General features: G+C 73.5%; 14 protein-coding genes. 7 read left to right on the top strand and 7 right to left on the bottom strand.

Going from position 1 to position 13,284, the window contains the following annotated elements:
* The first annotated feature begins 20 nt into the window (after positions 1–20).
* Entirely contained in the window at positions 21–956 is a 936-nt protein-coding gene (gene era / locus BLT52_RS19470; RefSeq protein ID WP_090595825.1) for a GTPase Era, read from the top strand.
* Positions 957–974: 18 nt separating this feature from the next.
* Here the strand turns inward: era and BLT52_RS19465 are convergent, their stop codons facing one another.
* Positions 975–1,700: a hemerythrin domain-containing protein gene (locus BLT52_RS19465; RefSeq protein WP_090595824.1), complete on the bottom strand. Its 726-nt coding sequence runs from the start codon at positions 1,698–1,700 to the stop codon at positions 975–977.
* Between the two features lie 285 nt (positions 1,701–1,985).
* On the opposite strand from BLT52_RS19465, the gene leuA reads away from it, so the two are divergent.
* The gene (gene leuA / locus BLT52_RS19460) at positions 1,986–3,734 is read left to right on the top strand and encodes a 2-isopropylmalate synthase (protein WP_090595822.1); all 1,749 of its coding nucleotides are present in this window, start codon (positions 1,986–1,988) and stop codon (positions 3,732–3,734) included.
* A 14-nt stretch (positions 3,735–3,748) separates the two neighbouring features.
* Entirely contained in the window at positions 3,749–4,171 is a 423-nt protein-coding gene (locus BLT52_RS19455; protein WP_157677237.1) for a hypothetical protein, read from the top strand.
* A 3-nt stretch (positions 4,172–4,174) separates the two neighbouring features.
* Here BLT52_RS19455 and BLT52_RS19450 read toward each other — a convergent pair whose 3' ends face one another.
* Positions 4,175–5,044, bottom strand: coding sequence for an isoprenyl transferase (locus BLT52_RS19450; RefSeq protein ID WP_090595819.1), 870 nt, complete (start codon positions 5,042–5,044; stop codon positions 4,175–4,177).
* Positions 5,045–5,136: 92 nt separating this feature from the next.
* On the opposite strand from BLT52_RS19450, the gene BLT52_RS19445 reads away from it, so the two are divergent.
* A complete protein-coding gene (locus BLT52_RS19445; RefSeq protein WP_090595817.1) occupies positions 5,137–6,288 on the top strand; it encodes a GNAT family N-acetyltransferase in 1,152 nt (383 codons plus the stop codon).
* On the opposite strand, the gene BLT52_RS19440 is transcribed toward BLT52_RS19445, so the two are convergent.
* The gene (locus tag BLT52_RS19440; RefSeq protein WP_197679116.1) at positions 6,278–6,925 is read right to left on the bottom strand and encodes a GNAT family N-acetyltransferase; all 648 of its coding nucleotides are present in this window, start codon (positions 6,923–6,925) and stop codon (positions 6,278–6,280) included. The genes BLT52_RS19445 and BLT52_RS19440 overlap by 11 nt on opposite strands.
* An 81-nt stretch (positions 6,926–7,006) precedes the next feature.
* Between BLT52_RS19440 and recO the strand changes: the two genes are divergently transcribed.
* Genes recO through BLT52_RS19425 form a run of 3 tightly spaced genes read left to right on the top strand, consistent with a single transcriptional unit; the run spans position 7,007 to position 10,186 of the window.
* Positions 7,007–7,750, top strand: coding sequence for a DNA repair protein RecO (gene recO, locus BLT52_RS19435; protein ID WP_090595814.1), 744 nt, complete (start codon positions 7,007–7,009; stop codon positions 7,748–7,750).
* Positions 7,747–9,252, top strand: a complete 1,506-nt coding sequence (locus BLT52_RS19430) for a M1 family metallopeptidase (protein WP_157677235.1) — start codon at positions 7,747–7,749, stop codon at positions 9,250–9,252. Before recO ends, BLT52_RS19430 begins: the two co-directional genes overlap by 4 nt.
* 37 nt (positions 9,253–9,289) lie before the next feature.
* Positions 9,290–10,186 carry an oxidoreductase gene (locus BLT52_RS19425; RefSeq protein WP_090595811.1) on the top strand — a complete coding sequence of 299 codons (897 nt, stop codon included), beginning with the start codon at positions 9,290–9,292 and terminating at the stop codon, positions 10,184–10,186.
* 31 nt (positions 10,187–10,217) lie between these two features.
* Here BLT52_RS19425 and BLT52_RS19420 read toward each other — a convergent pair whose 3' ends face one another.
* Genes BLT52_RS19420 through BLT52_RS19405 form a run of 4 tightly spaced genes read right to left on the bottom strand, consistent with a single transcriptional unit; the run spans position 10,218 to position 13,259 of the window.
* Positions 10,218–10,607, bottom strand: coding sequence for a Fur family transcriptional regulator (locus BLT52_RS19420; RefSeq protein WP_090595809.1), 390 nt, complete (start codon positions 10,605–10,607; stop codon positions 10,218–10,220).
* Entirely contained in the window at positions 10,607–11,446 is an 840-nt protein-coding gene (locus BLT52_RS19415) for a metal ABC transporter permease (RefSeq protein WP_231946409.1), read from the bottom strand. Before BLT52_RS19415 ends, BLT52_RS19420 begins: the two co-directional genes overlap by 1 nt.
* Positions 11,443–12,279 carry a metal ABC transporter ATP-binding protein gene (locus BLT52_RS19410; RefSeq protein WP_197679115.1) on the bottom strand — a complete coding sequence of 279 codons (837 nt, stop codon included), beginning with the start codon at positions 12,277–12,279 and terminating at the stop codon, positions 11,443–11,445. Before BLT52_RS19410 ends, BLT52_RS19415 begins: the two co-directional genes overlap by 4 nt.
* A gap of 14 nt (positions 12,280–12,293) precedes the next feature.
* Positions 12,294–13,259, bottom strand: a complete 966-nt coding sequence (locus BLT52_RS19405) for a metal ABC transporter substrate-binding protein (protein WP_231946408.1) — start codon at positions 13,257–13,259, stop codon at positions 12,294–12,296.
* Between the last annotated feature and the right edge of the window lie 25 nt (positions 13,260–13,284).

Here is a 13,284-nt window from a genome sequence, read left to right as displayed (position 1 = left end):
GATGATCGGGGCACCGTCACATGACCGCCACCACGCCTGAGGGCTTCCGCTCCGGCTTCGCCTGCTTCGTCGGGCGGCCCAACGCCGGCAAGTCCACGCTGACCAACGCGGTGGTGGGCAGCAAGATCGCCATCGCCTCGTCCAAGCCGCAGACCACCCGGCACGCCATCAAGGGCATCGTGTCCCGCCCGGACGCCCAGATGGTGCTGATCGACACCCCCGGTCTGCACAAGCCGCGCACGCTGCTGGGGGAGCGGCTCAACGACCTGGTCCGGGCCACCTGGTCCGAGGTCGACGTGATCGGGGTCTGCCTGCCCTCCAACCAGCGGATCGGCCCCGGCGACACCTACCTCGTGCGCCAGGTGGCCCAGCTGCCCAAGCGACCCAGGCTGGTGGCGCTGGCCACCAAGTCCGACCTCGTCTCCGGCACCCGGATTCGGGAGCACCTGATGTCGATCGGTGCCCTGGAGGAGGAGGTGGGGCTGCGCTGGGAGCACATCATCCCCGTCTCGGCCATGACCGACGACCAGGTCGACGTGGTCACCGACGAGATCATCGGGCTGCTGCCGCCGGGACCGGCCTACTACCCCGACGGGGAGGTCACCGACGAGCCGAGCGAGGTGCTGGTGGCCGAGCTCATCCGCGAGGCCGCGCTGGAGGGCGTCCGCGACGAGCTGCCGCACTCGATCACCGTGGTGGTGGACGAGATGCTGCTGCGTGAGGGACGTCCGGAGGACAAGCCGCTGCTGGACGTCTACGCCACCATGGTGGTCGAGCGGGACTCCCAGAAGGGCATCGTGATCGGGCACAAGGGGACCCGGCTGCGCGACGTCGGCACGGCCGCCCGCACCCAGATCCAGACCCTCCTCGGCACCCCCGTCCACCTGGACCTCAAGGTCAAGGTGATGAAGGACTGGCAGCGCAACGCGAAGTCGCTCAACCGGCTCGGGTTCTGAGGGGTTCACTGCCCGGGGTCAGTCCCGTGCGGTCCGACCGGAGCGGGTGCTGGGGTCCTCGCCCGCGGTGAAGGGCGGCACGTGCTCCAACCGACCCGCGACGCCGGCGGCGGCCCGGCTGAGGCCGCCGGCCACGCGGGCGACCCGCCCGGTGCCGCCCCGCGCGGCCCGGTCAAGGTGATCCCGCGACCGGTCCAGCAGGGTCAGCGGCAGCGCGGCGGTCGCGTTCCCCGGCGGGCGGCGGGCCACCACCGGGTGCGGCCGGGTGGGGGAGATCCGCCGGACCAGCTCCCAGGCCAGCCCCAGGCGCGCCAGCTCACGGCGGCCGACGCGCTCCTGCAGCCGGGGGAGCAGCTCGTCCTCCTCGTCGCGGACGTCCTCCCGCAGCACGGCGACGATCCGCGGCCACAGCTCCTCGTGGCGTCCGTCGCCGGGTGTGGTCTGCTCCAGCTCGCTCCACAGCTCGTTGATCTCCTGGTGCTCCTGCTCGATCTGCAGGGTGAGCGCCTCGCCCTCGGGCAGGACCCGCCGGATCACCGGCCACAGCACCGACTCCTCGGCGAAGGCGTGCGGGAAGACCAGCCGGGCCAGGTCGGTGAGCAGGTCCTGGCGGTCGGCGCACTCCGCGGCGTCGATCGCGTGCACCAGCCGGTCGAGCTCCTGGTGGTCGCGCTGCTGACGGACCAGCACGCTGCGGGGACCACCGAGCTGGCGCTCGGTCTGGCGGGCGATGGAGGTCGGCATGGTCGCGCTCCTCGACGTCGGTGACGGTCCTCCGTGGTCTACCCGCGCCGGGCCGGGCCACTCGGGTGCGGGACGGTCGGCACCGGGACGAAGACGCCTCCCGACCCCTGGGGTGTCCCAGCATCTGGCGCGGGGCTCTGGGACGGGCCGGAGGTGTGGGCTATGGTGAGCGCGTGGCACGGAACCTCCTCCTCACCTGCCGCAGCGGGGCTCAGTCCAACTGACCGGCCTCCTCGCTGCGGAGCTCGTCGTGCCGTCACCACGAACGACCCAGGAGTCGAGACCATGACCGTCCACAGCACCCGTTCCACCTCCGTGCAGCCCCGGCCGGTGCAGCAGCCCAGCCCGATGCCGTTCTCCCGCTACACCGCCTTCCAGCCCGTCGACGTCCCCGACCGGACCTGGCCGACCAAGAAGGTCACCCAGGCACCCCGGTGGCTGTCCACCGACCTGCGTGACGGCAACCAGGCGCTGATCGACCCGATGACCCCGGCCCGCAAGCACCGCATGTTCCAGATGCTGGTGCAGATGGGCTACAAGGAGATCGAGGTCGGCTTCCCCTCGGCCAGCCAGACCGACTTCGACTTCGTCCGCCAGCTGATCGAGCAGGACCTGGTCCCCGACGACGTCACCATCTCGGTGCTGACCCAGGCCCGCGAGGACCTGATCGAGCGCACCGTGGAGTCCCTGGTCGGGGCGCACCGCGCCAACGTGCACCTGTACAACGCCACCGCCGAGCTGTTCCGCCGGGTGGTCTTCCGGATGAGCGAGGCCGAGTGCATCGCGCTGGCGACCCGCGGGACCGAGCTGGTGGTCAAGCACGCCGAGGAGAAGCTGGCCGGGGTCGAGTTCGGCTACCAGTACAGCCCGGAGATCTTCACCCAGACCCCCACCGACTTCGCCGTCGAGGTCTGCAACGCGGTGATGGACGTCTGGCAGCCCGGCCCGGACCGGGAGATCATCCTCAACCTGCCGGCCACGGTGGAGATGTCGACGCCGAACACCTACGCCGACCAGATCGAGTACTTCGGCCGTCACGTGGCCCACCGCGAGCACGCGGTGATCTCGCTGCACCCGCACAACGACCGCGGGACCGCGGTGGCCGCCACCGAGCTGGCCCTGATGGCCGGTGCGGACCGCGTCGAGGGCTGCCTGTTCGGCCACGGCGAGCGCACCGGCAACGTGGACCTGGTGACCCTGGGGATGAACCTGTTCAGCCAGGGCATCGACCCGCAGATCGACTTCTCCGACATCGACGAGATCCGTCGCACGGTGGAGTACTGCACCAACCTGCCGGTCCACCCGCGCCACCCCTACGCCGGTGACCTGGTCTACACCGCCTTCTCCGGCTCCCACCAGGACGCCATCAAGAAGGGTCTGGAGGACCTCGAGCGCCGGGCCGCCGAGCAGGGCGTCGAGGTGGGCGAGATGCCCTGGGAGGCGCCGTACCTGCCGATCGACCCGCGCGACGTCGGCCGCTCCTACGAGGCCGTGATCCGGGTGAACTCCCAGTCCGGCAAGGGCGGGATGGCCTACATCATGAAGAGCGAGCACCGCCTGGACCTGCCGCGCCGGCTGCAGATCGAGTTCTCCCGGGTGGTGCAGCAGCACAGCGACAGCGACGGCGGGGAGATGACGGCGGAGACGCTGTGGCGCATCTTCGACGGCGAGTACCTGCACCCGGCCGGCCCGCTGGCCCTCGGCGAGATCGAGTCGCGCTCCGGCGGCGAGGACGGGGACCAGCTCAGCGTCAGCGTCCGCTACGGCGACAGCACCCGCAGCATCAGCGGCGAGGGCAACGGACCGGTCTCGGCCTACGTCGACGCGCTCGGCACCCTCGGCCACCGCGTCCGCGTGCTGGACTACTCCGAGCACGCCCTCGCCTCCGGTGGGGACGCCCACGCGGCGTCCTACGTGGAGTGCGAGGTCGGCGAGGGCGACCAGGCGACCGTGGTCTGGGGGGTCGGCATCGACGCCAACACCACCCGGGCCACGCTCAAGGCCATCAACGCCGCGGTGAACCGGGCCGGGTAGCGGACGGCGGGGCGGTGCCCGCAGGGGTGGTGGGGGACGCCGGACGTCGGCGACCCGTCTCCCGCGTCGCCGGTGCGGCCGTGCTGCTCGCCCTGCTGGCTGCGGTGGCCGGCTTCGTGGTGATGGACGACCGCGCCGGGGGTCTGGGCTACTCGGTCGCCCTGGTGCCCGTCGCGCTGCTGGTGACGGCCCTCGGCTGGTCGGGCTGGAGGTCCCTGCGCGACCCGGCGGCGTCACGCCCGACGGTCTGGTTCGCCCTGGTGCGGTGCGTGGTCGCCGTGCTGGTGCTGGCGGCCATCGCTCTGATCGGCCTCAGCACCGATCGCTACGAGCCGCCCCGCGCGTCGGCGGCTGACGGATTCTGCGGGTCAGTGGGGTCCCAGGGTGGGGGCGCGCCGCGTGGTTGCGCGTCGCCCGCGCCGGCCCGTGCACACTGACCGTCAGAATCCGTCAGCTGCCCCCGGTCCGGCTCCGCCACGCGTGTCGTTCGGTACGGCTCCGCCGCGCGTCTCGTTCGGTACGGCTCCGCCGTAACGCCGGTCGCGGTTCACGTACAGCTCCACCGCCCGCCACAGGTCGCGGCGGTCGAAGTCCGGCCACAGCCGGTCCAGGAAGACCATCTCGGCGTAGGCCGACTGCCACAGCAGGAAGTTCGAGGTGCGCTGCTCCCCGGAGGAGCGCAGGAACAGGTCGACGTCGGGGATGTCCGGCTCGTCGAGGAACTGCCGGAACCGGTCCTCGGTGAGCCGGGCGGGGTCGAGCCGCCCGTCGCGGGCGAGCTCGGCGATGCGGCGGGCGGCGTCGACGATCTCGGCCCGCCCGCCGTAGTTCACGCAGAACTGCAGGGTGAGGACGTCGTTGCCCTCGCTCTGGGCCTCCGCGCTCTCCAGCTCGTCGATGACGCTCTTCCACAGCCGCGGTCGACGGCCGGCCCAGCGGATCCGGACCCCCATCGCGTCCAGCTGGTCGCGGCGGCGGTGGATGACGTCGCGGTTGAAGCCCATCAGCCAGCGGACCTCCTCCGGTGAGCGCCGCCAGTTCTCGGTGGAGAAGGCGTAGGCCGACAGGTAGGGGATGCCGAGCTCGATGGCCCCGGCGATGACGTCGAACAGGGCGTCCTCGCCGCGGGCGTGGCCGTCGGTGCGGGGGAGGCCGCGCTGCTTGGCCCAACGGCCGTTGCCGTCCATCACGATGGCCACGTGCCGGGGCAGCTGGTCGGCGGGGAGCGCCGGCGGCCGGACGCCGGTCGGGTGCGGTTCCGGGGCCCGGCGGGGCGGTCGCGGGGCGGGCTGCTTGCGTCGTCGGGCCACGGGGCGACTCTAGCCAGCAGCGGACGCCGTCCCCGTCGGTCCGCGGTCGCAAACCAGTGGCGGGGCGTCGGCCCCCGGACGAGGATGCGACCATGACCACGCCGTCGACCACCACCGTCACGCTGGCCTCCGTGCCCGTCGCCGACGCCGCCGCCCTGCACGACGTGTTCGCCGGCGTCGCCCGCATCAACGCGGCCAACAACCTGGCCCTGCTCGGCCACACCGACCTGGTCGACGCGCCGGCAGCCACCTGCGCCGCCTTCCTCGACCGAGGTGACGCCGACAAGCTGCTGCTGGTGGCGCTGGACGGCCCGACCACCGACCCGCAGGGACCCGGTCTGCCCGAGGTCACCGAGATCGGCACCGCGCGGGTGCTCGGCTACGCGGAGGCCTCGCTGCCCACCAAGGACAACCTGGACCTGGCCGAGGTCTTCGTCGAGGTCCACCCCGACGCCGCCCGCGCCGGCCTCGGCGGCGTGCTGGCCACCGCGCTGGAGGACGAGGTCCGGGCGCGGGGCCGTCACACCCTGATGAGCTGGACCGCGCACCGCGACGAGGCCGAGCCCGCCAGCGACGAGGCCCTGGTCGCGCCGACCGGGGTGGGGGCGCTGCGCCGCGACGACCCGGTGACCCGCTTCGCGCTCTCCCGCGGCTACGCCCTGGAGCAGACCGAGCGGCACTCCCAGCTCGAGGTCCCGGTGGCCGAGGAGGTGCTGGCCCCGCTGCGGCAGCAGGCGGTCGCCGCCTCCGAGGGCTACGAGGTGCTGACCTGGGTGGGCCGCACGCCCGAGGAGCACCTTGAGCAGATGGCCCGCCTCCGCCAGCGGATGAGCGTGGACGTGCCGATGGGGGCGCTGGCCTTCGAGGAGGAGGCCTGGGACGCCGAGCGGGTGCGGCGCGGGGACGACCGGGCCGAGCGGATGGGGCGCACCGTGCTCACCGCGGCCGCCCGCCACCTGGCCAGCGGCGAGATGGTGGCCTACTCGGTGCTCATCTGCCCGGGGGAGAACGAGGCGGTCGGCTGGCAGGGCGACACCCTGGTGCACGGGGACCACCGCGGCCACCGGCTGGGCATGCTGGTCAAGGTGGCCAACCTGGAGGCCATGGCGACCCGGCGCCCGTCCACCCAGCGGGTGCACACCTGGAACGCGGGGGAGAACCAGTGGATGCTGGCCATCAACGTCGCCCTCGGGTTCCGCCGGGTGGCCACCGAGGGCGCCTGGCAGAAGCGGGTCAGCGACTGAGCCCGTCCTCCCCGTCGCCGAGGTCGATGCGCACCACGGCCCGGCGCGGGCTGACCCAGTGCACCAGCCGCATCCCGGCGTCCAGGAAGGTGTCGGGGGTGCCGACGTGGAGCTCCTCGGCCAGCGCCCCCGCGGCCCGGGCGGGGTAGGCCTCCAGGGCGGTGGCACCCCGGCGGCGGGCGTGCTGGACGGCTTCCCGCGCCAGCGCCCGGCTGATGCCCCGGCGGCGGTACCCGGCCCGGGTGAACAGGCAGGTCACCGCCCAGACGCCCGGGTCGTCACGGTCCTCCTCGCGGTCCTGCCAGGGGACCTTGTAGACCCGCAGCAACCCGTCGAAGGCAGGCCGCGGCTCCACCGCGCACCAGCCCACGGGCTCCTCGCCGAGGTAGGCCACCAGCCCGCTGGTCCGCCGGGCCCGCGGCTGCCCGCAGGCGGTCTGCTCGATCATCCGCTCCCGGCGCACCTCCGCCGGCACCGAGCCGAAGGACTCCCCGGGCGGCAGCTTGTAGCGCTGGCAGCGGCACACCGCGCCCCTGCCCCTGCTGCCGAGGAGCCGGTCGAGGTCGTCCTCGCTCGCGCGGTTGGCCGGCACGACCCGCGGTGCCGGGTCTTCCGCAGGAGGGGGAGGGGTGGGCAACGCGGCTCCTGTCGTCGTCAGGACCTCCGACGCTAGCCTGTCGCCGCGTCCTGGTGCGGGGGGCACAGGCATGATGGGGAGGTGCCGACCTACCGTGACGAGGCCATCGTGCTGCGCACCCACAAGCTGGGTGAAGCCGATCGCATCATCACGATGCTGTCCCGCGAGCGCGGCAAGATCCGGGCCGTGGCCCGGCAGGTGCGTCGGACCACCTCCAAGTTCGGGGCGAGGCTCGAGCCGTTCGGCCACATCGACCTGCAGCTGGCCCAGGGCCGCAGCCTGGACGTGGTCACCCAGGTGGAGATGCGTCACGCCTGGGGCGACCCGCTCTCCCGCGACTACGCCCGCTGGACCGCCGGGCAGGTGATGCTGGAGACGGCCGACCGGCTGGTCACCGAGGAGCGCGAGCCCGCCCGCCAGCAGTTCCTGCTGCTGGCCGGGGCGCTGCGGGTGCTGAGCCTGGGCACCTCCGACGGCGCCCGGCCGGCGACCATGGTGCTGGACGCCTATCTGCTCCGGGCCCTGGCCGTGGCCGGGTACGCACCCACCTTCACCGACTGCGCCCGCTGCGGCACCGCCGGCCCGCACCAGTCGTTCTCCCCGTCCGCCGGCGGTGTGGTGTGCATCCGCTGCCGTCCACCCGGGACGGCCGTGCCGCCGCCGCAGACGCTGGCCCTGATGGCGGCCCTGCTGGCCGGGGACTGGGAGGGCACCCGCGACGTCGAGCCGGCCCGCCAGCGCGAGGCCAGCGGGCTGACCGCCGCCTTCGTGGCCTGGCACCTGGAGCGGGGACTGCGCTCGCTGGCCCACCTGGAACGCGCGTGAGCGGTCCGCCCCTGCTCACCCGCCCTCCCGCGCAGCACGTCCGACCCCCGGCCGGCCGGGGACGCGACGGGTTCTGGTGGCTGCTGCCGGCCGGGGCGCTGCCGCTGCTGGTGGTGGTCGTGCTGGTGGCGGTGGTGGGCCTCAGCCCGCGCCCGGTGAGCCCGCTGGCCGGGGCCGGCGACCCCTACTTCCCCGACTACGGTGCCGGCGGCTACGACGCGCTGTCCTACCTGGTCGACGTCACCGTCGACGACACCGTGCTCGGCGGGACCACCACGGTCACCGCCCGGGCCACCCAGGACCTCGACGACGTCCACCTCGACCTCGGCCTCCCGGTCACCCGGGTCACCGTGGACGGCGAGGAGGCCGAGTTCGAGACCGGGGACGGCAACGACCTGCGGGTGGAGGCGCCACGGCGGCTGGACCGGGGGCAGGAGTTCGTGGTCCGCGTCGACTACGCCGGCGACCCGACCGAGGTGCGCGCGGAGGGCCAGCGCGAGGGCACCAGCCCCTGGTACCGCGACGGCGAGGAGCAGGGGGTGGCCGGGGAGCCGGAGAGCTCGGCCTGGTGGTTCCCCGCCGACGACCACCCCGAGGACCCCGCGCTGTTCGAGGTCCGGGCCCGGGTCCGCGACGGTCTGCAGGCGATCAGCGTCGGGGAGCTGGTCAGCCGCGACGTCGCCCAGGAGGACGGCTGGGACACCTGGCACTGGCGGGCGAACCAGCCGATGGCCACCTACCTCACCTTCCTGATGGTGGGGCGGTACCGCATCGACGAGGGGCGGGTCTCCGGCCGGCCCTACGTCTACGCCGTCAGCGAGCGGTTCACCCCCGTCCAGCAGGACGACCTGCTGGCCGAGCTGGCCGAGACGCCGGAGTGGGTCGCCGAGCTCGAGCGCGACCTGGGGCCCTACCCCTTCAGCGAGCTGGGCGGGGTGGTGCCGCCGTTCCGGTTCTGGTTCGCCGGTCTGGAGACCCAGACCCGCCCGGTCTACGACGGGCGGTCGCTGCTGGACGACGACTACGCCGACACGCTGCTGGTGCACGAGCTGGCCCACATGTGGTTCGGCGACAACGTGACCCTCAGCCGCTGGGACGACATCTTCAACAACGAGGGCTGGGCCTCCTACATGGAGTGGGTGGTCGAGGAGCGGCGGGGCGGCCCGACGCCGAACGAGCGGATGCTCCGCAGCTACGACCAGCTGGTGGACGAGGACCGCTTCTGGGCGGTCCCGATGGACGACCCCGGCGCCGAGCGGGTCTTCGCCACCGTCTACGACCGCGGCCCGATGGCGTTGCAGGCCCTGCGGAACCTGATCGGCGACCCCGCGTTCACCCGGCTGATGCGCGACTGGGCGCAGACGCCGGGGGCACGCAGCGTCGAGGACTTCCGCGCCCGGACCGACGAGGTCACCGACGTCGACCTGGACCCCTGGTACGAGGCCTGGTTCCGCGGCACCACCGCCCCCGCCAGGATCCCGGAGCACGGCTTCGGCGCCTGAGCCGGGCCGGCTGGCGGGTGCCACCTACGCTGGGGCCATGCCGTGGACCGCAGCCGACCTGCCCGACCAGACCGGGCGCACCGTCGTCGTCACCGGAGCCACCAGCGGCCTGGGTCGGGTGACCGCGCGCGAGCTGGCCCGGGCGGGGGCCCACGTCGTGCTGACCGCGCGGGACGGGACGAGGGGCGAGCGCACGCTGGCCGAGCTGACGGCCGAGCCGGGGCTGCGGGGCAGCCTGGAGGTCCGTGCGCTCGACCTGGCCGACCTGGCCTCGGTCCGCGCCTTCGTCGCCGGCCTGCCCGGTCCGGTGGACGTGCTGGTCAACAACGCCGGCGTGATGGCGGTCCCGCTGGGGCGCACCGCCGACGGCTTCGAGACCCAGCTGGGCACCAACCACCTGGGTCACTTCGCCCTCACCCTCGGGCTGCTGCCCCAGGTCACCGACCGCGTCGTGACCCTCTCCTCGGTGGCCCACCGGACCGGCTCGGTCGACCTCACCGACCTCGGCTGGACCCGACGCCGCTACTCGCCCTGGGGCGCCTACGGGCAGTCCAAGCTGGCCAACCTGCTGTTCACCCTGGAGCTGCAGCGCCGGCTGCAGGCCGCCGGCTCACCGGTGCGGGCACTGGCCGCGCACCCCGGGTACTCCGCCACGAACCTGCAGCGCGGGTTCGCCAACCCGGTGGTGTCCGCGGTGGGCGCGCTGGTCCGGCGGGTGGTGGCCCAGAGCGAGGAGCAGGGCGCGCTGCCGCAGCTCTACGCCGCCACCCAGGACCTGCCCGGAGGCAGCTACGTCGGACCGGACGGGATGTTCGAGTCCCGCGGGCACCCGACGCTGGTCGGGCGGACGGCCCTGGCCAGCGACCCCGCGCTGGCGGCGGCGCTGTGGCAGGAGTCCGAGCGGCTGACCGGGGCGACCTGGCCGCTGGGCTGAGCCGGGCCCCTCGGTCAGGGGGACCCGTGCCTCAGCAGTCGGAGCAGGTGCCGTAGACCTCGAGGTCGTGGCGCAGGTCCCGGAACCCGTTCGACTCCGCGGCCCGGGCGGCCCACCGCTCCACCTCCGGCGCCGACACCTCGACGGTGCGACCGCAGCTGCGGCAGACCAGGTGGTGGTGGTGACCGGTGGAGCACTGGCGGTAGCGCAGCTCGCCGTCGTCGGTGCGCAGGGTGTCCACCGCGCCGGCGTCGGCCATCGACTGCAGGGTGCGGTAGACGGTGGCCAGGCCGACGGGGGACTCCCCGTCACGCAGCATCGAGTGGATCTGCTGGGCGCTGCGGAAGTCGTCCAGGCGCGAGAGGGCGTCGGCGACGGCCGCCTGCTGCCGGGTGCGTCGCTGGGGCGTGGTGCTGGTCATCACGCCGATCCTACGTCCACGACCCTGCGGCGTCGTCGCTCCAGCACCGAGGCCAGCGGCCAGACGGCGATGAAGACGGCGATGGCCACCAGCACGATCAGCGAGCCCGGGGCGACGTCGGCGTAGAAGCTGCCCACCGCGCCGGAGACCGCGACCAGCGCACCGATGCCCATGGCGGCGAGGAGACCGGCCCGGAAGCCGCGCACGATGCCCTGGGAGGCGGCCACCGGGACGACCATCAGGGCGCTCACCAGCAGCAGCCCGACGGTGCGCATGGAGACCGTCACCGCGAGCGCGGCGAGCACCACCACCAGGAAGTTCAGGGTCCGGACCGGCAGCCCCAGCACCCGGGCGTGGTCCTCGTCGGCGCAGACGGCGAAGAGCTGGGGGCTGAGCCCGACCGCCGGCACCAGCACCACCGCGGTCAGCACCGCCACCACCACGACGTCGCCGTCGGTGAGGGAGGTCAGGGAGCCGAACAGGTACTGGGAGAGGGCTCCTGCTCCGGCGCCGGTGATGCCGGCCATCAGCACCCCCGCGGCCAGCCCGCCGTAGAACAGGATGGCCAGCCCGACGTCCCCGGAGGCCCGACCTCGCTGACGCAGCAGCTCGACCAGCACCGCCCCCAGCACGGCCACCACGATCGCCACGGGCAGCGGCGAGGTCTGGGTGAGCAGGGCCAGCCCGACACCGGCGATCGCGATGTGTCCCAGACCGTCGCCCAGCAGGCTGAGCCGCCGCTGCACCACGTAGGTGCCGATCGAGGGCGCCATCAGCCCGGTGAGCAGGGCCACCACCAGGGCGCGCCGCATGAAGTCGTAGGACAGCAGCTCGATCACGACGCTCCTCCCCGCGGGACGCGGTCGTCGTGGTGGTGGTCGGGGTCGACCGGGTGCTCGAGGAAGGTCAGCCCGCGCAGCGGCGAGGTCTCGTGGATCTCGTGCTCGGGAGTGCAGTCGACCGCGGAGACGGCGCCGTCGTGGCTGACCCGGCCCTCGGTGAGGACGACCGCGCGGTCGAGCAGCGGGGCCAGCGGGCCCAGCTCGTGCAGCACGACCATGGCGCTCAGGCCTTCGGCGACCAGGTCCCTCAGCACGTCCGCGACGGCGTGCTGGCTGGCGGCGTCGACCCCGGCCAGCGGCTCGTCCATCACCAGCAGCCGCGGCTCGGCGGCCAGCGCGCGGGCGATCAGGGCACGCTGCTGCTGCCCACCGGAGAGGTGCGTCATCTCGTCGCGCTCCCGGCCGGCCAGACCGACGCGCTCCAGCGCCGCGCCGACCTGCTCGCGGTCGCGGCGGCTGCGCAGGCTGAAGGGACGACGGTGACCGAGCCGCCCCGACATCACCACCTCACCCACCGTGGCGTTGCGCAGGGTGAGGGAGGAGCGCTGGGGCACGTAGCCGATCCAGGACCAGCTGCGGAAGCGTCGCAGCGGGGTGCCGAAGAGCGAGACCGAGCCGTGCTCCACCGGCACCAGCCCGAGCAGCGCCCGGACCAGCGTCGTCTTGCCCGACCCGTTGGCCCCCATCAGAGCCAGCAGGCTCCCGGTGGGCTGGCGCAGCGAGACGTCGTGCAGCACCGGCTGGCCGCCCAGGCGGACGGTCACACCGGCGACCTCGACCACGCTGGTGGTCTCGGTGGGCTGGGGACGGGGCGCGGGGTGCGTCAGCACAGGCCCCTCCTTCCTCAGCTGCAGCCGCCGGCGGTGCGCAGTGCCTCGAGGTTGGCCTGCTGGACGGCAATGTAGTCGCTGCCGCGCGACTGGCCGTTCAGACCCTCGAGGGGGTCCAGCACGTCGGTCCTGAGCCCGAGGTCCCCGGCCACGGCCTCGGCCAGGGCGGGGGAGGCCAGGGTCTCGGTGAAGATCGTGGTGACCCCGTGCTCCTCGGCCTCGGTGTGGATCTCGGCCAGCCGGGCCGGCGAGGGCTCGGCGTCCGGGCTGATCCCGCTGATGCCGATCTGGGTCAGGTCGTAGCGGGTGGCCAGGTAGCCGAAGGCCGCGTGGGAGGTGATGAACTCGCGCCGCTCGCAGGTCTGCAGACCCTCGCTGAAGTCGCTGTCCAGCTGCTCCAGGTCAGCGACCAGCTCGTCGGCCTCGGTCTGGAACGCCGCGGCGTCGTCGGGGGAGACGGCGGCCAGCTCGGTGGCCACGGCCTCGGTGATCATCTGCATGTTCTCGGGGTCGAGCCAGGCGTGCGGGTCGGTGTCGCCGTGGTCGTGCCCCTCCTCGCCCGCCTCCTCCTCGTGCTCCTCGTGCCCCTCCTCGCCGTGCTCGTGCTCGGGGACGGGCTGCAGGCGCACCACCTGGGCGACGTCGATCACGTGCTCGGGGCCCTGCTGGGCGACGGCCTCGTCCACCGCGGGCTGGAAACCGGACTGGTAGACCACCAGGTCGGCCTCGGAGATGTCGATCAGCTGACCGGGGCTGAGCTCCAGGTCGTGCGGGTCGGCCCCGGGGGTGGTGAGGCTGACGACCTCCGCCGAGGCCCCTGCGACGCGCTCGGACACGAACTGGAACGGGTAGAACGCCGTGACGATGGTGAGCTGACCAGGCTCGTCGCCGGACGGCTGCGCTCCGGTCCCGCACGCGGTGGCCAGAAGGAGGACTGGCACGGAGAGTGCGGCACCGAGTGCGCGCAGGGGCTTCGACATGAGAATCATTCTTGATCACGCGGGC

It is taken from the genome of Auraticoccus monumenti (genome assembly GCF_900101785.1).
GTDB lineage: Bacteria > Actinomycetota > Actinomycetes > Propionibacteriales > Propionibacteriaceae > Auraticoccus > Auraticoccus monumenti.
The sequence above is the reverse complement of the archived record's forward strand: the minus strand, read 5'-3'. Positions and strand labels throughout refer to the sequence as shown.